We start from the raw sequence: 23,547 nt of genomic DNA, 5'->3' as shown, positions 1-23,547 counted from the left end.
AAATAAAGTAGCTTTATGATAGCAGCTAGCAATAGTCTTGAGGTGTAAAAATAAAAAAGGGATCCATTAAGATCCCTTTACTTGATTACTTTGCGTTGGATTAATCCTCAAATCCAAATCCGTTACCACACTGGCTTTTACAGAAGGTATTGGAAGTTGCCTGAATAGCATCATGATTGTCACCATCCAGCCAAAGGCCATCCGTATCAATCACGTTGTTGTTCTGATCCAATTTGTAAGCAACCACGTAAACGGAGTTACAACTACATTCTGGCAAACATGAATCGGCAAAAGTGTATGTTACTTTAGTGACTCTAGGACGGAAACAGTTACGAATATTGAACCCGCAAACATTAACCAAGCCATTGCTACCAGTTGGAAGCGCGTTACAATCACCATCAATATTCATGTAGATAGAGTGTATGTACCACCCTGGTTCTTCAATTTCAAACTCGTATTCAAATTTGGTGCCTTGCTGTGCAGAATGGTCGCTCTCATCGGCGACGCCATTTCCAATCTTTTTTTCGATATTAAACATCAATATTTCTCCATCCGAGTTACCGGCTTGGGAAGTTAGACAAACACCTCCAGCTGGATTACCAAATCCAAAATTCTTGGACATGTCATCAAAAGCTTCGATAGAAGCAATATCGAAAGGATAAACAGAAGCATCTGGATTAATCATACCTGGAATAAGGCCTTGAGAAATAGCCTTGTCTTCCATGTAATCCTGGAATTCCTGAGCCTCCATCTTTGTGATGTCTGTACTCTCTAAAGAATCGATTTGAGTTTCTTCTGTAGAACACGCACTGGCTAAAATTGCAAGACTAAAGTATAATAAAATTCTTTTCATTGTTGTTAATTTTCAGGAGCAAACCTACAACAAAGAAGGGGTTGAACTAAACTTTACACAATATTTTCGCCATTTGGTAGGATAAACTCGTTTTTTAACATAATAATTTGTAAACAACTGATATGCAGAGGTTTAAAAAATGCATTTCATCGATGAATCAGTCTGATTATCGTTTTATTATGCTTGCATAGCTAATCAGTGACTTGCCAGTTGATGATTTCTTGGGTGGGATCGACACTTATGGTCTTTGATTTTCCTACATTTTGACTTCCCAAGTTATTTTCACTTAATTCCATTACTTCGTACTTGATGATATTCCAACCGAGTTGGATATCTAGCTGATATTCGTCAGTGCGTTTGTAACTTTCTTCTGAGCCATCTTCGTATAGAGATAAATAAGTATCGGTACCTTTAATAGAAAAAGCTTCTAAGGCATAAATGAAATAATAATGGTGACCTGTCAAGGGACTTGCGTCAGGTTTACCTATCACAAATTCCAGAAAATCTTGACTTGAAGCAGGAGATAAATAAGCCAGATTGCCTGAAGGGTCAACTACCTCAAACCTATAATATTTTCCTGCAAAAGCCAAACGGGCTTGTTTGTTGACAAAATTAAGATCTCCAGCATCAGGAAAAGTTTCAATGGCTGTACTAAGGTTCAATTCATATTGAGCTTCTTCAGATCGATTGTAGTCTGCAAAAGCTTCCTGCGTCAGTTTTCCAAAATCCTTGGGAAGTACAATTTTAAATTTACCACCAGGCTCTAAATCACCAGTATAAATCGGATCAACAAAATAGCCCAATACATTAATTCTGCCCGCTATACCTTTCTGATTAGTTACTGACCCAGATAATGTCAAGCTTTCTGTTTTATCTTCCTTTTCTGCGTGAGAATGTTCAGTACTTGACTTACAGGAGATGAATAAGATCAGTATAGCGGTAACCACGTACAGTTTTTTCATCTGGTTTTATCAGTTTTAAACATTGAATCCAGTATAGTGTTAATTCCGTTAAAAGCCAATACCACAGCAAATATCGAAAAGGCGATTCCTGGCATTAAAAAAATAATCGGGTGATCACTTCCTGCTCCTATGTATATCAGCACAGGCCCTGCAATAAAAAAAGGAAGACTGAGCATCATTCTTTTAATTCCCTTAGTTAAGGTCTCACGGTCAGTAGAAGCTTGTTTCATATGTGTATGATCAGCAAATTCCTATGTGGTCGATAGCAAGCCTTACGCTACCGTATTCTAACAATAATTCATGAGCCTTGTCGTAAGAGACTCCCGTGGCCTCCATGATCATTTTGGTGCCACGGTCCACCAGTTTATCATTACTCAGTTGCATATCAACCATTTTGTTTCCTTTGACATGGCCTAATTGAATCATTATACTCGTGCTGATCATGTTTAAAATCATTTTTTGGGCCGTACCAGCCTTCATACGACTGCTGCCGGTAATGAATTCTGGCCCAACTACTGCGACCATTGCATGAGTGGCTGACAGTGCTAGGGGCGAATTCTCATTGCAAGTGATAGCTCCAGTAAGAAGCTTCCGGTCTGTACAAGATTTGATTCCTTCCACTACGTATGGCGTGGTACCACTTGCGGCAATACCCAGTACAGAATCCATGTCGTTCAGTCCATATTTTTCCAAATCCCTAATGGCTTGTTGGGTGTCATCTTCGGCATTCTCAACGGCCTTTCTGATGGCTTGATCACCACCAGCGATGAGCCCTATGATTTTGTCATCACTCACTCCAAATGTTGGGGGGCATTCACTGGCGTCGAGTATTCCCAATCGTCCGCTGGTGCCTGCACCGATATAAAATAATCGACCTCCCTGTTTCATGCGATCAACCACAGCGTCAATAAATTCTGCTATGGCAGGAAGAATCTTTTTTACGGCCATCGCCACACCTTGATCCTCTTCATTGATCCCGCGTACCAGTTCCAAACTATCTTTCATTTCCAAATCTTGATGTCTGGAATCCTGTTCAGTGGTCTTAATGAATTTCATGATCGTATCTTAAAAAAGATGAATTACTTTGATTAGTATTCTACGGTGTCTACGATTTCCAGGCCATAACCGATCATTCCGATACGCTTACTTTGCTCAGAATTGGTCATAAGTTTCAGTTTTGAGATCTTTAAATCATGAAGGATCTGTGCACCGATACCGTAGTCTTTATTATCTAAGTTTCTTCTGGGAGCCTTCATTTTTCCGTTTTCTTGTAGCTCCTTTAATTGGTCCAATCTGCCCAGCATATTTTCTGGTTCAAATTGCTGATTGATAAAGACGATCGCCCCTTTGCCTTCCTCATTCAGGCGGTGGAACATTGCATCTAGTTTTCTGTCCGCTTCACTGGTTATAGTAGAGAAAAGATCGTTATTTACTTGGGTAGAATTCATCCGAGTGAGGACCGTATCATTTTTATCCCAACTCCCTAAAGTTAGTGCAATATGGATCTGGTCATTGGTGGTTTGTTGATATGCGTGCAATCTATAGGTGCCGAATTTTGTCTTTAGCTCAAAGTCTTCTTTTTTGACAATTAAGCTGTCGTTACGCATGCGGTACGCTACCAGATCTTCTATGGAAACCAGTTTTAAGTTGTGTTTACGTGCTACCTCCACCAAATGGGGTAACCTCGCCATGGTACCATCTTCATTCATGATCTCTACAATCACACCAGCAGGTTGATGACCAGCAAGTCTAGCAAAGTCGATGGCTGCCTCAGTATGGCCCGTACGCCTCAATACGCCTCCATCTTTCGCCTTGAGCGGAAAAATATGACCAGGCTTGCTCAAGTCATGGGGTTGGGTATCCTCATTAATTAAGGCCTTTATCGTCTTGGCCCGGTCGCTGGCGCTGATGCCAGTGGTCACTCCATGACCTCGTAGGTCAACCGAAACAGTAAAGGCTGTCTCCATGGGGTCAGAATTGTTGTTTACCATCATTGATAGTTCCAATTCTTTGACCCGGCTAGCGGTAATGGGTGCACAAATCAATCCTCTTCCGTAAGTGGCCATGAAGTTGATCATTTCTGGCGTCACAGACTCGGCACTTGCCAGAAAATCACCTTCATTTTCACGATTTTCGTCATCAACGACAATGATGACTTTACCTTTTTTGATATCTTCAATAGCGTCCTCAATCTTGTCCAATTGGATTGTAAGTGCTGATTTTTCCTGTATAATCATATGAGTAAAACCCTTGGGAGACAAAGATACGGATTAAGACTTGGACCCTTTCGGCTTTAATAGGTTTTTGGTATTGCTGAAAAAGTTGCGCAATGTAAAGTTGTTGCCAAATACACCTTGATCAGTAGTAGCTCGGTAAGTCAGATAAATCCCAATTGGAAATATAATCATCGTGCTCATCCACGCACCAAGCCATGCAGGGAAGGCCCCTTCTGTAGCTGCTTTTTCGGCAAAAATACCTATAAAATGATAGGCTAGAAAAAAGAGGGTAGCAACCACAAGTGGCAAACCCATTCCGCCTTTTCGAATGATCGCACCCAGTGGCGCTCCAATGAAGAATAAGATGATACAGGCTACTCCCAAAACATACTTTTTGTGAATCTCTATTTCATGTTTTGCCAGTGTTGAAAACTCATGTCTGACCTGAGCAACGCGATTTTTGACAGATGCCAGTTGACTCCTGATTCTATTTGAAGCAGTTTCCAAGGTGCGTCTTTGATTCTGGATATCCAATTGTGATAAGGGGTCTGCATTTTCAACAAGACTGTCCATAGCTACCCTGCTATCCAAACGCCCGGGATCCCAGCTGTTATGTTGATTTTGCCTGTAAATTCTGAATTGATCATTTAAATCACGTGAAAGTGTGTCAATTCTTGTGTAAAGCTCATTGATCTTGAGCATTCTATGGTTATCCGTTACTTCTTCGGCTCCCAGATCCACGTCGTTTAATTCAGAAACATCTACATTAAGCGTATAGCTGTCAAAGTAACTTTTGACAAATGGCATTGAATTGCGCCTTCTAGGATCCGTAGCAAAAATGTCATCATAATAATTACCTTCTTCCAGCACCAACTGAATTACATTGGAAGAGAGCGAACTTTTGAGTTCGCCTCTCTTACTCTTAATGACGGTATAATTCCCAGATCTCTTGGGATTTTTTTTGTGAATGATCACGTCTGTGAGGAACTCTCCTCGCTCTCCAGATTTATCGGCAACCTTGATGTTGATATCACCAATCTGGTTAAAAGTACCTTTCCCAATTGCCATGGCAGGTTTGAGCTTTGCGATATTTCCTCTGAGGTTACGTTGCTTCAGATAACCCCAGGGGATTACAGAATTTGCAAATAAAAAAGACGTGATTCCAATGCCTAAGATCACGATCGTGAGTGACCTCATTGCTCTCTGCAAGGAAATGCCATTGGATTTCATTGCCGCAAACTCATAGTTTTCTGCCATTTTACCAAATACCAGGATGGAGGCCAGTAAAACGCTTAAAGGCAAGGCGATAGGTACAGCTACTGGAGTAGAATAATACAAGAACTTGGCAATGGTTACAGCATCCAAATCCTTGCCGGCTAATTCTTTAATATATAACCAGATCGCCTGCAGTATCAGGATAAACATCAAAACAGTAAAGACGCTTAAAAACGTCTTTACAAATTGTGTGAGTATATATCGATCCAGTATTTTCATACTAGTCCAATTCGTCTATTTCCCAACCTTCGTATTGATCGGAGTCAAAGACAAACGAATTTTTAGGCAAAGGTTCATTAGTTTTAAACGACTTCAGCGTGAAAGTTGCGACCGTGCCAGTTTTGTTTTCTGTGATGATGGCACGATAAATATGTTTGGTGTTGACATCAATACCTAGCAACACATGTTTGTACTCAGAATTTGATTTGATGGGCGTCAATTTAACAAATTGCAACTTGCGTCCATCCAGATTCTGCACGATATCCATCTTTTTGGTATAGCCTTTTTCATAAAAGGTCAAAATATTGGATGGAGTAATGACCTCGTTTCCATCATTACTGGGAGTAGAAACAGTGACTTGCTCATCTTCATTGTTAATAATGTATTGCTTGCTCCCATTATAAAGATAAGTCGTACCCAGATAGTTGACATTATACTTCTGACCGGACAACTTGGCTTCGCCTTGGATATCCATGTCCAAGTTGGATTTATTGTTTTTTAAATTCCCTTTGTAGGTAAAGGAAACATTGTCATAAGATTTAAATTTTGTGGCGACGTCTTGTAGTAATTTGTCAGCCTTTACGTCTTGGGCCTGTACTGCTTTCGCGAAAGCGAAAACCATAAAAAAAGCTAGGACTAATTGTTTCATTGTGATGTTTAATTATTTTGTTCTTCGTTAAAAAATACTTCCAGCGCTGCCAGGTCTGGAATTAAAACCTGCCTGGCTTTACTTCCTTCAAAGCCTCCAACAATTCCTGCGGCCTCGAGTTGATCAATAATTCTACCGGCACGGTTGTATCCCAATTTAAGCTTGCGCTGCAATAGGGATGCACTTCCTTGTTGTGCAGTAACGATCACTTCGGCAGCCTCGCGAAATTTGCTGTCGCGCTCTTCAATTATATTATCAATACCCGTGCCACCGTCTTCACCTACATACTCCGGTAGTAAATGTGCATCAGGATAAGCTTTTTGCGCACCAATGAAATCAGTTATTTTTTCAACTTCTGGCGTATCTACAAAGGCGCACTGCAACCTGATAATTTCGTTACCGGCGGTATATAACATATCTCCACGGCCGATGAGTTGGTCGGCGCCACCGCTGTCCAAGATCGTTCTGGAATCTACCTTCTGCTGCACCCTAAAAGATACACGTGCTGGGAAGTTGGCCTTAATCATACCAGTAATGACATTCACAGAAGGACGCTGCGTAGCAATTATCAAATGTATTCCGATAGCTCGCGCAAGCTGTGCCAAACGAGCGATAGGGGTTTCCACCTCTTTACCCGCAGTCATAATTAAATCTGCAAACTCATCCACAACCAAAACAATATAAGGGAGGAATTTATGACCATTGGCTGGATTGAGTTTCCTGGCCTTGAATTTTGTATTGTATTCCTTAATGTTACGACACATGGCCTCTTTTAAGATGTCGTATCTCTGATCCATTTCTATACACAAACTGTTCAGTGTATTGATCACCTTGGAATTGTCTGTAATTATGGCATCCTCACTATCGGGTAATTTGGCGAGGTAATGGCGTTCAATTTTATTAAACAGGGTCAATTCCACCTTTTTAGGATCAACCAGTACAAACTTCACTTCTGCTGGATGTTTGGAATAAAGTAAGGAAGTAAGCACTGCATTTAGACCAACGGATTTACCTTGACCTGTTGCTCCTGCCATCAATAAGTGTGGCATTTTGGCGAGATCTACCACAAAAGTTTCGTTGCTGATCGTTTTTCCAAAAGCAATAGGCAAGGCCATCTCAGCATTTTGAAATTTAGGCGAAGCAATGACCGATCTCATGGATACAATGGATGGATTCTGGTTGGGAACTTCTATACCTATGGTTCCTTTCCCAGGAATGGGAGCAATAATACGTATCCCGAGCGCGGCCAGTGATAGGGCAATATCGTCCTCCAAGTTTTTAATTTTGGAAATACGTATCCCAGCTTCTGGAACAATTTCATACAAAGTTACAGTTGGTCCGATGGTAGCACTGATCTTGGCAATTCCGATCTTGTAGTTGCTGAGTGTTTCTACAATACGGTCCTTGTTGGCCTGCAGTTCTTCTTCATTAATGGTAATGGTTTTGCCCTTAGTATAATCTTTCAATAAATCCAATGGAGGAAATTGAAAATTGCTCAATTCTAGGGTAGGGTCAAATTCGCCAAAATCCTCCACCAATTTAGAAGCTTTATTGTCTATCACTTCTTCTTCATCCGGTGTTTGCTCGATGTCCATCCCGATGTCATTCTCATCCTTGGGCGCAACGGTCTTTTTTAAGACAGGTTCGGGAGCATATTCTTCTTCCTCTTCGGCGCTGGAAATGTCAAGCGGTGTACTATCTGAGCTGGTTGTTTGTTCTTTTTGGTCGGCGCTCCCTTCAATAGTGGATTCTTTCCAGTCTGATTCTTCATCTGTGGTATCAATAGCATTCGGCTCTTCCAATCCTTCTTTAAACTCAACAGCCTTACTGGAAAAGTAAGCCTGGATTTTTTCTGGTGTAATTTTCAGTCTAAGTACCATGTAGACTACGGCGACAAATGCCATGACCAGAATCGCTCCTAAAAGCCCAATGTAATCCTGAAGCAAATCGTTCATTTCAAATCCGACTCTGCCGCCTAGCAATGCATTGGTTTCATGGAAAAACCCCAAAAACACGGAAAGCCATAGCATCAGTAACAATCCCCAGAACCATAATCTGGTAATCCGCTTTCGCGAAAGCGAGAACGCATTATCACCACTGGCAAAGAGATAAAGACCAGAAACGATGGTCAGCACAGCGATGGAGAATGCTGGAATACCAAAGCCATTATAAACGAACAAGTTACCTAACCATGCCCCTAACTGGCGTAACCAATTTTGGGTCACGATTTCCCGGCTGCCCAAGTCATTCAGTGTACTTTGGTCAATCTTTCCAGTGAACAAAAAAGATAGAAATGAAAAAAATAAAACCAGTCCAATCACGATCAATGCACATCCCACGATCACTTCCTGCAATCTGGTAGGCTGGAACTGGGGTAGTTGAAAGGATTTTTTAGTGGACTTTTTGGATGTGGTTTTTTTTCTCGCCATGTACTAAAGTGAACGGGCAAAAATACGAATATTGCCCTGGATTCATCGTGGTCAGGATTAAATTTGAGGCTTTATTTTGCCAGACAAAGGCTTGATCAAACGTCAAAGAGTTCAATAAGGTACGGGATGTAGATAAAACAACCCACAACTATGGAAGTGATTGCGGTGATAAAAACTGCACCGGCAGCCAAATCTTTAATGCGACCTATCTTAACATGGAAGTCTGGGTGAATAAAGTCAGCAATGGCCTCGATGGCTGTATTCATGCCCTCGAGGCTCATGATCAATCCTATGCAGATAATTTGAATCATCCATTCAATAGGAGTGATATGGAATAACCAACCAGCAATGGTCATGATTACAGCCAGAATGGCCTGAACCTGAATGCTGGGTTCTGTGCGCAAAAGCATTATAGCCCCTTTGAATGCGTATCCACAACCCTTGAGTCGCCCTATTAAGAATTTGCTCAATGACAACTTATAACAAGGATTTCAAGGCGGCTAGATAATTGGGTTCCTCGGCAATTTCAGGTACCTGCTCGTTGTAGATTACTGATCCTTCCTCGTCTAGGACCACAACCGCTCTGGAGTGAAATCCTTTAAGATCACCACTGGTCATGGTTAGACCATAGTCATCCCCAAATTTTCCGTCCAATACATCACTTAGATTTTCAACCTGATCTACTTCTTCATCATTGGCAAATCGTTTTTGGGCAAATGGTGTATCTCTGGAAATACAAAGTATCGTAGTGTTGTCTAGTTCACTAGCGCGTTGATTAAAGTTTTTGACAGAAGTAGCACACACATCTGTATCTATACTGGGAAAAATATTCAGAATTACGCGTTTACCTTTATAATCGGATAAGCTAGCTTCTGATAAATCTGCCCTTTTTAATTTGAAATCTGGCGCCTTGCTTCCTACTTGTGGTAGCTGTCCTATTGTCTGAATTTCATTTCCGCCTAATTTGATGGTTGCCATAGTATTTTATTTTTATTGGTAGTGTCTACAGACACTGATGTTAATAAATGATCTAAGTATCTAAGTAAAATTACAACCTGAAAGCTCAGACTCTTCTGAAAAACGCGTTAATCTTTGGGATTTTTAGAATCTTGGTGTGGACAAATAAACCAAAATCGCATCAATTTGCTGCTCATCCAGCTGTGGGAATGAATTCATGGATTTTTGGTTGTACTCATTATAAATGGCCAGGGCTAATGGATCCCCGTTATCAATCATTTTTTTGGAATCTTTGATCCAGGCATACAGCCATTCCCTTTCGTACTTTTCTTCAATGTTATGTAATGCAGGCCCCGTCATTCTTTTAAAAATATTGTGACAGGATGCACAATTTGCATTGAAAAGTGACTTGCCAGCAACTTGCTGCTCGTTCAGTTGAGGACCTGATACATGATCGATATAAGCCACAGGTGTAGTCGTTGATTCTTCTGGTGTACGCTCGTTAACTACATAGTAGATAACCCCAAAAACGAATAAAATTCCGAAGAGTAAAAAGCTAAACGTATAGGTTAATATTTGGGAGAAAGGCTTAAACATACAGGTGTTTTTTACTTACCTATAAAGATACGATCTAGCCGTTCTTCCGTCAATACCAAGACCCAATTATTTTAGGGACAACTTGAGGGTTTGACTAGCTTGCCCATTGCTCACCTGAACAAGATATATTCCCCCCGACCAGTCTGACACATCGAGTTGGAACCTCCTGCTTATATCTTTGGTTTGGTAGACTTGTTTTCCTAGAATATCGTAGATGGAAAGATCATAACTTTCCTCTCCCTGTAACTCAACACGTAATAAATTTTCGGCAGGATTGGGGTATAATTGAGCCAACGCAAGATCTTGATCATCGATACTGGCTGTGCCTTGGGTTATTTTGTAAATGGTTCCAGAACCTAATCCAGCAACATATAGCTCGCCCATGAAATCTTCCCCAAAACTTGAAAATGATTCGCCTTGAAACTGCTGCAGGAAACTGAGGTTATAATTTCCAGCATTTTCTGTCACAATTCCGATTTCATCGCTACAGAAATCAGCAAAAAAATAGTTGCCCTGAAGATTAGGATTTTGGCTACCTCGGTAAACATATCCGCCCGTCACTGAGCACTTATTGGGACCATTTCCAGAGTGATTATAAGTGGCTACTGGAAAGGTAAGATTTGCATCGGGTGGACAATTTCCATTGGTGTTAAATACTGTATTTCCTTCATAGCATCTCCAACCGTAATTTGCATCAGTCACGGTATATGGCAAGCGGTTGATTTCTTCTATTGCATTTTGTCCTACATCTGCAATCCAGATATCTCCTGTGGTACGATCAAAAGAAAATTTCCATGGATTGCGCAATCCAGTGGAATATATCTCATCCGCGCCTGCACTATTTGCAAATGGATTATCAGCAGGGATTCCATAAGCGTTGTTGCCCAAGGGGTTATCAACGTCAATGCGCAGCATTTTTCCGAGTAGGGTGGAGTTGTCTTGTGCACGGTCTCCTGGGTCACCACCACTTCCTCCATCACCTGAGGCAATATAAAGGAAACCATCTGGGCCAAATTGAAGGCAACCACCATTGTGGTTACTGAAAGGCTGGGAATAGGTGAGCAGAATATTTCCGTTGGGATCAGCAACATCAGGATTTGTGCTGGATACGTTATATTCAGCGATGACTGTGGTCCCGTTTAGATTGGTATAATTGACGTAAAACTTGCCGTTGGTGCTATAGTTCGGGTGAAAAGCAACGCTTAGTAGTCCACGCTCGCCTCCGGCATTGGTAAGGTTAGTGAGGTCCAAAAAAACCGTGGTTGGGTTGGCGCCAGCAGGATCTACAATTTTAATCAGACCAGCTTGTTCGACCACAAAAAGTCGGCTGTCGCCAGCATTTTTAATGTCTACGGGGCTATTAAGTCCAGTCTCAATTGTTTGCAAATTAATGGATTGTGCTTGGATATTGTTTGATCCTAATAATAGGAGAAACGCCAAGCTGAGGTAAAGTAAAGTTTTCATAGGGATTAATTTGTATGAAAGTAGCCAATTAATTCAGGATAATGTCTTATTTAGCTCTTGATTAACAGAAGTTTACAATTAGAATTTTGTTTCACTTCAAATGCTCCCCAATCAATCGATTTTATAAATAGTCTTTATTATTTTTGTAAAAAATATCTATCATGACAATTACCCAGTTGAAATATGTTTTGGCCGTAGCGCAACATCAGAACTTTACCAAGGCGGCTGATAAGGTATTTGTTACCCAGCCCACCTTAAGTATGCAGATTCAAAAGCTGGAAGATGAGTTAGATATTCAGATTTTTGATCGCACGAAAAAGCCAATTGAACTAACGGAAACGGGTAAAAAGATCGTACTTCAAGCGCGTAATATCGTCAATGAAAGTGATAGGATTCAGGATATCGTCGATCAGGAAAAAGGCTATATAGGAGGCGAATTCAAAATTGGAGTTATTCCGACAGTGATGCCTACTTTACTCCCTATGTTTTTGGCCAATTTTGTCAATAAATATCCCAAGGTCAAATTACGCATTGAAGAACTGACTACCGAAAATATTATTGAAAATCTACAGGATGGAAGCATTGATGCGGCAATTGCTGCCACTCCGCTTCATCATGAGTTGATTAAAGAAAGGGTCTTGTATTATGAGCCCTTTGTAGTTTACGATCCACGATTTGCCGGAAGTGAGAAACAAAAAATTAAAGTCGATGACATCAACGTGGATGAGTTACTTCTTCTGGAAGATGGTCATTGCTTTAAGGATAGTATTCTCAACCTATGCCGGAGTGCACGTGATACCGAAAGTGAAAGATTTATGTTGGAAAGTGGCAGCTTTGAAACACTGATCAAGCTCGCCGACGAAGGTTTGGGCATGACCTTGCTACCTTATCTCAACACCATGGATTTGCATGATCGTAAAAAAGAGAACCTGCGTTATTTTGAAGATCCCTCTCCTGCAAGAGAAGTAAGTCTTATCTACCATAGAAGCGAACTCAAAATGCAGATTGTTGATGCTTTGCAGCAGGTGATTTCGGGAGTGATTAAGGGAGCTATTGCCTTTCAAAATGTGCAGATTATCAGTCCGATTTCAACAAAATAAAAAACCTGAGCAATTTGCTCAGGTTTGGGATAGGTCAACAAAGTTTTTGATTGGCAGTCTCAACTCTTGAGAAGTGGCATGCATTCTCCCAATTCTGGGTTTTGAAGGATAAGTTGTTTTAACCAGATTTGAAGTTCTTCAACTTCAAAGGGTAATAATCTGTCAACTGCTTTTTGTAATTCCTTGCAAAATAATGCTGGATTAAAACTCACTTTTTCAAGTACGGTTTTTGTGTACTCAAACATAGCTCTAGCCATAATTTTCAAGATTTTGGGTTATAGTAGTGTTATTCAATAGGCTTGTTTTTCAGTAGGCTAAATATAGCATAAAAAACTTATTATGCTTTGAATAATATATGTTAAATAAGTCTAAAATCAATGTAAATCATCGATAAAATATTCAACTTATTTATTACTACAAGGTTATAGTTTAACAAATGTGTTGTGTTTCTACGCTAATGATTTGTTAGAGCCTTGTAATGGTCTTTTGTATGTTATTCATGATTTAGTTCAACTGAAAATCACCTATCTGGTCGACCTTGGAGCAACAAATCCTTAATGAATCAATAACTTTCTTGTTATTCTCTCGTCTCCATTTTTAATCTCTATAAAGTAAAGTCCTGGTGTCAGGTTTTCCACTTCCAGCACATTGTTTTTATTGGAAAGTGCTATAGTTTTTACCATTTGCCCCAGACTGTTCACCAAAATTAATTGAGTGTTCTGTTTAGGTATACCTGCAAAATCTAAATGGACCAATTCATCCGCTGGATTAGGGTAGACGCTTATATCTGTCAGATGCACTCCTGGTTTGACCTTGTTGTATGATTTGACTAACCCGCAGTTGGGGACGCTACTGTTTTGACTACAATAAATCGTGTAATTACCATTTTTGGCCACCATTACAAAATTATCACCGTCATTGGTGACCCAGTAGTTGCCATCCAGATTAGGTATTCCTGATCCCGATATACTTACATCAGGTTGGGCCCGATTAAAACGTGCATTAATTGAGCTTCTCAAATCAACATAATAGGAGGGGTTTCCGTTGTTGGTGTTAATGGCAAAAGTGTAAAGCCCGTTATACCTCGGGTCCCAATTGATCTGAAATTTTCTGATATTGGCAGCATTCGGACCGCCATTCCCTAATACAAATACGTGTGGAAACTCCACTCCCGGATAGGCCTGTAATGGCTGGGATTGAGGTGCGCCAAATGCACAATCATTTCCAGAACCACCGCCATTGGGCGTAGCTGTAAAGCTTAATTTGTTGATGTTGAATCTACCGCCATTGACATCCAATCGCAAAACCTTGTTTGTTCCGCCCGATATCGTGACATCATTCAGTCGGACTGTGTTCCAAGATTGCCATCCGTTGGTATTGGGAATTGAGATATTACCTAAAGTACTGCCATCTAGGCTCAGGGAAATAGACTTGGAGGAACCATAAATACTGGCCACCCTAATAGTGATATCATAGTTTCCAGCGGCTACATTACCGATCGTATACTCCAGCCACTCACCATCACTTGTCCAACCGATGTTAAATCCGCCGCCGCTATCCATGGTGCTTTGAATATCTACTGCATCGTCTCTATAAAGTCCACCATTGTTGGTGTTGTCTCCATCATTATAGGCTACACCTTGTCCACCTAGATCATAATCCTCAGCCTCAATTGTACCAGGTATGCTGTGGGGAGCAAATGCGCTTTGGGAAGAGCTACCGCCGCCTCCAGAAGTGTTGTCGTTCCAATTTTTGATAATATCCTTAATAAAAACTCCAGTAGAGGTGAGGTTGTTATTTAATAAACCTTGAACACCAGTATTGGGTGCAACTACCGAGGCACCTTCATCTTTATCACTAACAGACCAATTGGCGTGGCTTATATTGTTATCTCTCAAAAAATCCATCCATCGATTTGTTTCTGCAATAGCGGCAGCACCATTTCCATCAGCATTTACAGCGCCCCATTCGGTAACAAAAAGAGCAATACCATTGTTCATGGCAGCAGTGGCCTTATCCCTGAGATATTGGGTATGGGTACCTGCGTAAAAGTGCAAGGTGTACGCAATATTGGATTTGTTAATGGGATTGATAGAAGCTTCTTCAACTTCCTGGGAGTAAAAACGCGTGCCTACTACGATCAGGTTGTCTGGATCCTTTGTTCTTATTGCGTCAATCACGTTTTCTGCATAAGATTTGATGGTAGGCCATGGAGTATTGATCGGCTCATTATAAACCTCATAGATCACATGGTCATTATCACCGTACAGTTCTGCCATCTCGGTAAAAAATGTGATCGCTTGGGCTTCGTATTGTTCAGCATAGTGCGAGTGAAAATCGATAATAACATAGATATCCGCAGCGATTGCCGCATCCACCACAGCTTTCACCTTGTTCATCTCTCGGGTAGGATTGGTTATGTAACCACCGGGATTTTCTACTCCCATGGAAGCGCGCACGATATCTGTGTTCCAATCACTGGCGAGGTGGTTGACGGTCTCGGAATTATAAAATTTACCGCCTACGCTGTAGTTGCTCCAGAAAAGTACATTTCCAGCCAGACTAAGAGCAGAATTGTTTTTGTTGACTACCTTATTGCCTTGGACACGCAATCTACCGTGTTCCTGCACGATCGATTGTCCAAAGCAAACGCTTAAGCTCAAAAAGGCAATGAGAAGAAAAAATGGTTCGTAAATCGTTTTTTTTAAATGGTCGGAATCACCGACCCGTTGGGTAATTGTAGGTTTCATAATATAGGGATTAAGGGTTGTTAAATGTGTAGAAACACACTTAAATTTATTATGAAATCATAACTATACCTCATTTATTTTGCCAAAATCGCATATCATGAAAGGATTTTATGATCAATTGATATAATCATATTACTAACAAGCCTTAGTTAGTGTCCATTTAAGCTGATTGGATCAAGTTATTGATCTTCAATTGTTAACGTTCTGTATCAAGTTGACAAAACCCAAGTGCTGATGATAGCTAGTAACGCAAAGAGAAAGGTCGACAAGGCTACCTTTTTTAATTCAGGGTCCAACAAGGCCGGAACCTGCGTTTTTTGTACGCGCAGAAGATGTAGAAATAAGGGAATAAACGCCAATACGGGTAAGAATATCAAAAGATTCGCATCAGGTGTCGATAAATTCAAGTAACCGCGATACCATACTGTGATATAAAACAGGCTACTGCTCACAAAAGCACCAGTAATAAGTGTGTAGTGGAATAGTTTGGCCTTTGACCAACCCATTTTAACGACCAGCGTGTTTTTACCAGCCTTTTTGTCGCTTTCGGCATCTCTCATATTGTTGAGGTTCAATACAGCCACACTCAGCAATCCGATGCAAATGGACGGCAACAGCATTTGCCAGTTCCAGCTTTTGGTAATTAAAAAATAAATCCCTTCTACACTTACAGGGCCAAAGAAAATAAACACAAACACATCTCCCAGTCCCCTGTATCCATAGGCGTTATCTCCTACAGTGTATTTGATAGCGGCCCAAATCGCGGCAATTCCTAAGCTTAAAAATAGTAGGGAAATCAACAGCTGCTCCCAACCCAGACTCACATAAATCAAAGTAACTGCACTGGCCAGGGTAACCAAAGCAGTTATAGTCATAGCTACTTTCATCTGTTGGGGAGAGATCAAACCGCTCTGGATGGCACGCATAGGGCCTATTCTATCCTCGTTGTCGGTGCCTTTAACACCATCCCCATAATCATTGGCAAAATTGGATAAAACTTGAAACCCTAAGGTCGTGATCAATGCCAATATCGGAATGAGAAAATTATAGAAAGTAATTGTAGAGGTATCAGATGCGTCGCTCAGTACAGAAGCAAATGCTTTGTAAGTGCGATTGATGTCATAATAAGCATAAGCCGACCCCACTAAAATTCCGCTTATACTCAATGGAAGCGTTCGTAACCTGGCGGCGCTTATCCATGCATGAAAAACTTGTCGATCGGCCATAAACTTATTTTGACATGATATTGACCATTAATTCCTTGAGTAGATCGGCGTGATCGGCCTTGTATGTACCTACACCCTTTGATTTGACGTCCATTTCCCTGATCAACTTGATGGCCCGGCTACAATATTTCATGGGGTAATTTTTTGCGGCGGTTAGTAGTTCCTGAACAAAATATGGATTGATTCCGACCGCTTTGGCTACTGCCTGCGGATTCTTGTCCCGGACGGTATGGACTTTCAAGAGTTGGGTGAAAAAGGTGAAAAGCTGAGCCGTGGTAAGTACCAGCGGATTATCCTTTGGGTTGTCGGCAAAGTAATTAATGATCCTGTGCACCTTTACAGTATCTCTCATCCCAAGTGCTTTCCGCAGCTCAAAATTATTATAGTCTTTGGAAATCCCAATGTTGTCCTCGATAACTTGAGGTGTTATAGGGGAGCCTGGCTGGTGAACAATCGCCAGTTTTGAAAGTTCGTTATTGATTTTACCCAGGTCGGTTCCCAGATATTCTACCAACATCCTAGTGGCATTGGGATCGATCTGATAGCCCATTTGCTTGAGCTTATCTGTGATAAAACCAGGTACCTTGTTTTCATAGAGCGGTTTGCTCTCCATAAATACGGCATGCTTCTTCAGGAGTTTGGTAACCTTGCTTCTTCCGTCAGGGGTTTTATATTTATAAGCAAAGACCAGTAGAGTGGTAGATTGGGGCTGTTCCAGATAGGATTCCAGTTTAGGTAATTGTTTGGTCAGGTGCTGTGCCTCTTTAACAATTATTACTTGACGTTCTGCCATCATTGGGAAGCGCTTTGCATTCTCCAAAATCTCTTCCATGGTAGTTTCCTTGCCGTAGATCAACATTTGATTGAAACCTTTCTCGCTTTCCTCTAAGACGTTATTTTCTATGTAATCACTGACCTGATCAATAAAATAAGGCTCACTCCCGCATAAAAAGTAAACAGGGGCATACTTTTTTTGTTTGAGGTCGTTAAGAATCTTTGTCGCATCACTCATCGAGAGCTGTTGTGGTTTTTGTAATATTGCGGAATGGAGCCATTGCAACTCCCAGCTGGGGATTTTAGGGTCAAAAATACTGAAAAAGGACGTGCCATCTTTGACCCGATCCGTAAAAAATTTGTGCATTTGACTCCAGAGGAATGGGTACGTCAACATGTTATTTGGTTTTTGCTTTCGCGAAAGCGTATGCCACAGTACCTTGTAAATGTAGAAAAGCAAGTCCTGGTTTCAGGAACGACCAAAAGATATGATATACTTTCTTATAATAAAGATGGAAGTATTCATTTGGTGGTGGAGTGCAAGGCGCCTCAAGTACCAATCAATCAGGAAGTTTTTGACCAAATCGCTCGATATAATCTGGCCCTTGACGCTACCTACCTGATGGTCACGAACGGACTCCAGCATTATTACTGCACTATGGACTATGAGTCACAATCTTATAATTTTATTCCAGAACTACCCGTTTACCAATTATGAAAGTAGGCGTTGTTATTTTAAACTGGAATGGACTAGAATTGCTGAAAAGCTATTTGCCCAGCGTGGTTAAGTTTACCTATAACCACGTGATCTATCTGGCAGACAATGCCTCTACCGACGAATCTATTCTATGGACCCGTCAACACTACCCTGATGTAAAAATTATTGCCATGCAGGAGAATCGGGGTTATGCTGGTGGTTACAATCAGGCCTTGAAATCGGTAGAAGAAGAGGTAGTTTGTTTACTCAATAATGATGTTACAGTGACTGAACATTGGTGCGATATTATTGCTAGATTGTTTGAAACGGAACCTGATTTGGCGGCTTGCCAGCCCTTGTTGTTGGATGATAAAAATCCAGATAAATTTGAATACGCAGGGGCCGCTGGTGGCTATCTGGATAAATATGCCTATCCTTATTGCAGGGGGCGGATTTTTGATACGCTGGAGGTGGATCAGGGGCAGTACAAGACTACAATCGATTTGCACTGGGCCAGTGGGGCAGCACTTTTTTTAAGACGAAATGCATTTGATCGAGTAGGAGGATTGGATCCGGATTATTTTGCCCACCAGGAAGAAATTGACTTGTGCTGGAGGTTGCGGTTGGCCGGTCATAAGATTGGTTGTGCTAGTGATTCTAAGGTTTATCATCTAGGAGGCGGAACTTTGAATAATATCAATCCCCAAAAGACTTTTTACAATTTCAGAAACAGCCTCTTCAATATCGTAAAAAATGATCATCAACCACGATGGTGGTGGAGACTTTTTATTAGAATGCTGTTGGACGGAATTGCAGGAATCAAGTTTTTACTGGAAGCCAGACCTCGTCATTTTTTTGCCGTACTCAAGGCACATTTTAGCTTTTACAAACGACTTGGTGATTTTAAACACAAAAGAAAGAAGTCAACGGCCCTTCTGACACACAAAACATTACCACAACCTAAGATTTTCCTCGTATATCAGTACTTTGTAAAGGGTAGACGCCATTACACATCCCTTAAAAAGCATAGCTAATATTTAAGTTCGACGAATATTACATTCACTGGAATAGGAATTAGATGAGAAGGTGCGACATATCAATTGCTTATCTCGATGAAAATCAGTTAGATTACTTAGAATTATAACAGAAGATAACTTAAATCATTGTTAATAACCCTCAGTGGCTGCTCAATTATTTTAATTTTGCTCTAGAATTTAACAAATTAAAGGGTTTTCCTAAGATGAAAAAGATAATTGTAATGTTGCTGGCCGGTGGATTAATGATTTCCTGTGCCTCAAAGAAGGAACTTGATGCAGCACTAGCCAAACAACAAGAAACGCAAGAGCTGCTGGACACGGCAACTGTAAAATTGAATGCCTGTCTTGCTGACGAGAAGGCTGCTCAAGCCAAATTAGAAGCACTCAGAGATCAAATAGAAACTTTAAAAAACTCCAACGCTGCCTTATTAAATAACCAGGGCGATCTGGTAACGCTTTCTACTCAAGGAAGCCGTAACCTGGAGCGATCATTGGAAAGCATTCGCGAAAAGGATCTTCAAATCCGTAGTTTGAATGACGCAATAACCAAAAAAGACAGTGTAACGCTAGCATTAGTTACCAGTTTAAAGAGTTCCTTAGGGAATCTGAACGATGAGGATATCAATGTAAACGTTGAAAAAGGAGTGGTTTATATTTCGATCAGTGATAAATTGCTGTTTGCTAGTGGAAGCGATCGCATTAACCAAGACGCCAAAGCTGTCCTGGGAAAAGTGGCCAAAGTAGTTAATGACAAACCAGAGATCGAAATCATGATCGAAGGTCATACGGATAGTCAGCCTATCTCTACAGCAAAATTCCAAGACAACTGGGATTTGAGTACTTCTCGTGCCAATGCCGTAACCCGTGTGTTACAGGATGAATTTAACGTGAAGCCTGCGCGTATGACATCTGCCGGTAGGTCATATTATGTGCCTCTTGCCAGTAACGATACGGCTGAGGGACGCGCAAAGAATCGCCGTACGCGAATTATCGTTCTTCCTAAATTGGATCAATTCTTTGAGATGGTCGAGAAAGGAATGGAAGAAGCCAAGGCTAACGCCAAAAAAGAAACTGAGAACAAGAACTAAATTACTTGTCCTTTAAATTTAAAAGCACCTGTATTTTCAGGTGCTTTTTTTGTTTCAATAATGTATTGTCAATCCTAAATCATCAAATTTCTGCATTTTATTTTGCACCCTGTGGTCAAATTCCAAGACCAGATGATTAGATTGAGCCAATTGAAAATTAAGCGTATCAGTGTCTGCAAAAAATGCACTGAATTCACCGAGACCTTCTGGGCGATTGACATTAAAACGGACCTTAGTCAATTGCTTCATTTGATTTTCATGAATATAAGGTTCTAGCTCACTCTGCTTGTCTCTAAAGGGAAGTCTGAAGGTCCACGGTAATGAAGGGTGCTCCTTATTGGTAATGATGTCAATGGTCATTCCAGAAGGGAAATAGTCGGGTTGATAGATTTCTGAATTGCGAAACAAGTCGTCGCTACCTGCTGTATTAACGAGTCCCAAGCCAAAACGAGAGCATTCATTATTGGGAAAATTTGAGCAGTGACCTAGCTGGGTGAATGCGGTTTTTGGGTCAAGAATTTCTGATTCATCCACGATCCAAAGAATCTCCAGGAAAAAGTTCTCGAAGTAAAATTTCCTATTGATGGTGCCTTGTCCGGGATGTCTTCTGGAGCTTCCTTCAGACCACCCGAAATCAATCAATTGATCAGCCTCTTTTCCATGCTGATTGGAGAAAATGAATATGTGGTCAATTATCATGAAAAATACCGACTGGTGATCATATCAGTCCTATTTCAAATATACTCGCTAAACACGTACAAATTTTACAGCTATTTAAGTTGGTGAATTTTTCTATTGGTTACCACCATGAACTGAATCACAGATAAACTAGTAAATAGATATGATATCGCTCAAGGCGAAAGAAGCCCTGATTATCTTACTTATACCAGAGAAAATATAGCAGCACCATAAATTGCAAAACGCACGAATCTGAGCAATCCGACAATCATCCAACTCCGGATAGGATATTTCAGCATACCAGCCACTAGGCTTGCCATGGAAAAGGGGAGAGGTAATAATGCACCGACTGCGATCAGAATTCCGCCCCATTTTCTGGCCATCACCAACTGCTTAGCCATTTTGACTTCAAGGTATTCATGTAGACTTGGGATACGTAGCGCTCTGCGACCGATCCAGTAAGAGGTGAAACCTCCAAGGTAGGACAACAGGGCAATCAGGGAAAGATTAATCACTGGATTGGCAGTTTCACCCGCCCAGGCAATAAAAAGTTCTGGCGGAATTAAACCCAAGGCGGTTTCAGAAAGATAGAAAAAAGTCAAAACACCGTAATTGGGAAGTTCCTGCACGGCAAGTTCCAATGCTTTCTCAATGTCGATCACAAAAAAGTGGACCAGCAATAGTATTCCTACAACAACCAACACGGGAGGCATTGATTTCTTGATGCTTTCCCAAACAAAACTATAGAAGCCAGTAAGTTTGTAGTACCTATGTGCACGCTCTGGTTGAAACCAAGGTTTCTTGTCTGTGCTCGTATTTGTGGAGGAATTAGTCAATGTAATTTTTTGGATGGCGAAATTACCACAATAATCCAAAAATGGGCGTTAAAGATTTGAGAATTGAAGCTTTATAAAATTCTTAGGGTGAAACCAGCGGAACACCTTTAAAAAAGCAGTACTTTTGCAAATCCCAAAATCGAAAATTTAAAGCTGATGGCAATCCAAAACGAGACAGAAATCAAATCCCTTTATGACTATCAGGAGCGTGATCTAGAGGCAGTTTTTGACAGAATCAACAATAAGCCTGATGATTATAACCTGCTTTATCAATTGCCTACTGGTGGAGGGAAAACGGTGATCTTTTCTGAGATTGTACGTCGGTATCTCAAAGAGAAAAACAAGAAGGTCGTTATTCTGACTCATAGAATTGAGTTGTGTAAACAAACTTCCAAAATGCTCAACGGCTTTAATGTCAAAAACAAGGTTATCAATTCCAAAGTAAAGGAGCTGGATGACCAAAAGGATTTTGACTGCTTTGTGGCTATGGTGGAAACCTTGAACAATCGTATTCAAGATGATAAGCTTGAGTTGGACGATATTGGTCTGGTGATTGTTGATGAGGCCCATTACAACAGTTTTAGAAAGCTTTTTAAATATTTTGATCATTGTTTTATGTTGGGAGTTACGGCAACACCATTGAGCTCTAATTTTAAGTTGCCGATGAAGGACAATTACAAAGAACTTATCGTTGGTAACAGTATTAGTTCGCTGGTTGAACAAGGATTTTTGGCGCAAGCCGTTACCCATACCTATGATGTGGGACTTAGCGGATTGACCATTGGTATGAATGGTGATTATACAGTAAAATCCAGTGAAAAGCTATATACTGCTACCACCATGCAGGACAAGTTGCTTCAATCTTACAACGAGGTGGCTAAGGGAAAGAAAACGTTGATCTTCAATAATGGTATACGGACGAGTATAGAGGTAGAGGATACTTTTAGAAGAGCTGGAATCGAAGTCCGTCACCTGGACAATACCAATACAAAGGAGGAACGTAAAGAGATCTTAAAATGGTTCCGCAATAAGCCAGATGCTGTTCTGACCTCTGTAAGTATCTTGACTACAGGATTTGACGAGCCCAGCGTGGAATGTATTATCCTTAATCGTGCTACCAAATCCTTGACCCTCTATTATCAAATGATAGGTCGTGGATCTCGTATTCTGGATGATAAAAAAGAGTTTCATATCATTGATCTTGGTAACAATGTGGCTAGATTCGGACTTTGGAACGAACCAGTCGATTGGCAACAAGTCTTTAGATCTCCTGATTTCTACGTAGAAAACATCATCAGTGATGACGAGATCGAGCGTAATTTTGTTTACCGCATGCCAGAGGATGTAAAAGCAGAGTTCCCAAATACCAGTGATTTTAGCTTTGATATCAAAGGAGCCTACAAACGCATTACCAAAGAAGGTCGCAAATCAAAAGAGGTTCTCGATGAGTCTATCGCTCAACATGTGCAGTGGTGTGTAGAAAACAGCGAGGATGTTTTTGATGCACGTATACTGGCCAAATTGCTCAAAGAAGATATAAAAGATCGTATACGGAGATATGCTTACTGTATCATCAACAATACTAACAACTATAAGGATTGGTTGGAGGAGGACTACTATCGTCGCTTGCGAGTTGCTATTCAGCAAGAGTTTGCAGGAGTAGAAACAAATTAATCTGTGTCAGGCGGTAGCGCTTGATCAGCCTTCCTGTTCTTGTTCAATAAAAAAAGCATGAATCCA

Annotated in this window: 23 protein-coding genes; 5 read left to right on the top strand and 18 right to left on the bottom strand. The window is 40.8% G+C overall.

Annotated features, from left to right (window positions below; all coding sequences use genetic code 11):
* Positions 1-100 precede the first annotated feature (100 nt).
* The 12 genes from EGM47_RS10740 to EGM47_RS10685 all read right to left on the bottom strand — a co-directional run bounded on the left by EGM47_RS10740 (position 101) and on the right by EGM47_RS10685 (position 11,621).
* Positions 101-853, bottom strand: coding sequence for a hypothetical protein (locus tag EGM47_RS10740; protein ID WP_124980810.1), 753 nt, complete (start codon positions 851-853; stop codon positions 101-103).
* 191 nt (positions 854-1,044) lie between these two features.
* Positions 1,045-1,815, bottom strand: coding sequence for a hypothetical protein (locus tag EGM47_RS10735; protein WP_124980809.1), 771 nt, complete (start codon positions 1,813-1,815; stop codon positions 1,045-1,047).
* A complete protein-coding gene (locus tag EGM47_RS10730; protein ID WP_124980808.1) occupies positions 1,812-2,045 on the bottom strand; it encodes a DUF6095 family protein in 234 nt (77 codons plus the stop codon). Before EGM47_RS10730 ends, EGM47_RS10735 begins: the two co-directional genes overlap by 4 nt.
* A gap of 10 nt (positions 2,046-2,055) precedes the next feature.
* Positions 2,056-2,871, bottom strand: coding sequence for an N-acetylmuramic acid 6-phosphate etherase (murQ, locus tag EGM47_RS10725; RefSeq protein ID WP_124980807.1), 816 nt, complete (start codon positions 2,869-2,871; stop codon positions 2,056-2,058).
* Between the two features lie 32 nt (positions 2,872-2,903).
* Positions 2,904-4,052: a 3,4-dihydroxy-2-butanone-4-phosphate synthase gene (gene ribB, locus EGM47_RS10720; RefSeq protein WP_124980806.1), complete on the bottom strand. Its 1,149-nt coding sequence runs from the start codon at positions 4,050-4,052 to the stop codon at positions 2,904-2,906.
* 33 nt (positions 4,053-4,085) lie between these two features.
* Complete coding sequence (locus EGM47_RS10715; RefSeq protein ID WP_124980805.1) at positions 4,086-5,525, bottom strand: LptF/LptG family permease; 1,440 nt, start codon at positions 5,523-5,525, stop codon at positions 4,086-4,088.
* A gap of 1 nt (position 5,526) precedes the next feature.
* On the bottom strand, positions 5,527-6,174 hold the full coding sequence (locus EGM47_RS10710; RefSeq protein WP_124980804.1) for a LolA family protein: 648 nt from the start codon (positions 6,172-6,174) through the stop codon (positions 5,527-5,529).
* Positions 6,175-6,182: 8 nt separating this feature from the next.
* On the bottom strand, positions 6,183-8,603 hold the full coding sequence (locus EGM47_RS10705; RefSeq protein ID WP_124980803.1) for an FtsK/SpoIIIE family DNA translocase: 2,421 nt from the start codon (positions 8,601-8,603) through the stop codon (positions 6,183-6,185).
* 95 nt (positions 8,604-8,698) lie between these two features.
* Positions 8,699-9,073, bottom strand: coding sequence for a diacylglycerol kinase (locus EGM47_RS10700; protein WP_206052156.1), 375 nt, complete (start codon positions 9,071-9,073; stop codon positions 8,699-8,701).
* A gap of 7 nt (positions 9,074-9,080) precedes the next feature.
* Entirely contained in the window at positions 9,081-9,581 is a 501-nt protein-coding gene (gene tpx / locus EGM47_RS10695) for a thiol peroxidase (protein ID WP_124980801.1), read from the bottom strand.
* 123 nt (positions 9,582-9,704) lie between these two features.
* On the bottom strand, positions 9,705-10,157 hold the full coding sequence (locus EGM47_RS10690) for a cytochrome c (protein ID WP_124980800.1): 453 nt from the start codon (positions 10,155-10,157) through the stop codon (positions 9,705-9,707).
* Between the two features lie 66 nt (positions 10,158-10,223).
* Positions 10,224-11,621 (bottom strand): PQQ-dependent sugar dehydrogenase, encoded by a 1,398-nt coding sequence (locus tag EGM47_RS10685; protein WP_124980799.1) that lies wholly within the window; start codon positions 11,619-11,621, stop codon positions 10,224-10,226.
* A gap of 161 nt (positions 11,622-11,782) precedes the next feature.
* On the opposite strand from EGM47_RS10685, the gene EGM47_RS10680 reads away from it, so the two are divergent.
* Positions 11,783-12,721, top strand: a complete 939-nt coding sequence (locus EGM47_RS10680) for a hydrogen peroxide-inducible genes activator (protein WP_124980798.1) — start codon at positions 11,783-11,785, stop codon at positions 12,719-12,721.
* A 59-nt stretch (positions 12,722-12,780) separates the two neighbouring features.
* Here EGM47_RS10680 and EGM47_RS10675 read toward each other — a convergent pair whose 3' ends face one another.
* The 4 genes from EGM47_RS10675 to holA all read right to left on the bottom strand — a co-directional run bounded on the left by EGM47_RS10675 (position 12,781) and on the right by holA (position 17,709).
* Positions 12,781-12,978, bottom strand: a complete 198-nt coding sequence (locus tag EGM47_RS10675) for a hypothetical protein (protein WP_124980797.1) — start codon at positions 12,976-12,978, stop codon at positions 12,781-12,783.
* A 297-nt stretch (positions 12,979-13,275) separates the two neighbouring features.
* Positions 13,276-15,471: a cellulase family glycosylhydrolase gene (locus EGM47_RS10670; protein WP_124980796.1), complete on the bottom strand. Its 2,196-nt coding sequence runs from the start codon at positions 15,469-15,471 to the stop codon at positions 13,276-13,278.
* A 209-nt stretch (positions 15,472-15,680) separates the two neighbouring features.
* Positions 15,681-16,697, bottom strand: coding sequence for a 1,4-dihydroxy-2-naphthoate octaprenyltransferase (gene menA, locus EGM47_RS10665; protein ID WP_124980795.1), 1,017 nt, complete (start codon positions 16,695-16,697; stop codon positions 15,681-15,683).
* 4 nt (positions 16,698-16,701) lie between these two features.
* Positions 16,702-17,709, bottom strand: coding sequence for a DNA polymerase III subunit delta (holA, locus tag EGM47_RS10660; RefSeq protein WP_124980794.1), 1,008 nt, complete (start codon positions 17,707-17,709; stop codon positions 16,702-16,704).
* Between the two features lie 33 nt (positions 17,710-17,742).
* On the opposite strand from holA, the gene EGM47_RS10655 reads away from it, so the two are divergent.
* The 3 genes from EGM47_RS10655 to EGM47_RS10645 all read left to right on the top strand — a co-directional run bounded on the left by EGM47_RS10655 (position 17,743) and on the right by EGM47_RS10645 (position 20,293).
* Positions 17,743-18,189 (top strand): type I restriction enzyme HsdR N-terminal domain-containing protein, encoded by a 447-nt coding sequence (locus tag EGM47_RS10655; RefSeq protein ID WP_124980793.1) that lies wholly within the window; start codon positions 17,743-17,745, stop codon positions 18,187-18,189.
* Entirely contained in the window at positions 18,186-19,202 is a 1,017-nt protein-coding gene (locus EGM47_RS10650; protein WP_124980792.1) for a glycosyltransferase family 2 protein, read from the top strand. Before EGM47_RS10655 ends, EGM47_RS10650 begins: the two co-directional genes overlap by 4 nt.
* 206 nt (positions 19,203-19,408) lie before the next feature.
* A complete protein-coding gene (locus EGM47_RS10645; RefSeq protein WP_124980791.1) occupies positions 19,409-20,293 on the top strand; it encodes an OmpA family protein in 885 nt (294 codons plus the stop codon).
* Between the two features lie 54 nt (positions 20,294-20,347).
* Here EGM47_RS10645 and EGM47_RS10640 read toward each other — a convergent pair whose 3' ends face one another.
* Together EGM47_RS10640 and EGM47_RS10635 are read right to left on the bottom strand one after the other, a co-directional pair.
* The gene (locus EGM47_RS10640) at positions 20,348-20,992 is read right to left on the bottom strand and encodes a VOC family protein (RefSeq protein WP_124980790.1); all 645 of its coding nucleotides are present in this window, start codon (positions 20,990-20,992) and stop codon (positions 20,348-20,350) included.
* 182 nt (positions 20,993-21,174) lie between these two features.
* Positions 21,175-21,807: a YqaA family protein gene (locus tag EGM47_RS10635; RefSeq protein ID WP_124980789.1), complete on the bottom strand. Its 633-nt coding sequence runs from the start codon at positions 21,805-21,807 to the stop codon at positions 21,175-21,177.
* A 156-nt stretch (positions 21,808-21,963) separates the two neighbouring features.
* Here EGM47_RS10635 and EGM47_RS10630 point away from each other — a divergent pair, with 156 nt between their 5' ends.
* Complete coding sequence (locus EGM47_RS10630; RefSeq protein ID WP_124980788.1) at positions 21,964-23,481, top strand: DEAD/DEAH box helicase; 1,518 nt, start codon at positions 21,964-21,966, stop codon at positions 23,479-23,481.
* Positions 23,482-23,547: the final 66 nt, after the last annotated feature.

The organism is Nonlabens xiamenensis (genome assembly GCF_003865345.1).
GTDB lineage: Bacteria > Bacteroidota > Bacteroidia > Flavobacteriales > Flavobacteriaceae > Nonlabens > Nonlabens xiamenensis.
The sequence above is the reverse complement of the archived record's forward strand: the minus strand, read 5'-3'. Positions and strand labels throughout refer to the sequence as shown.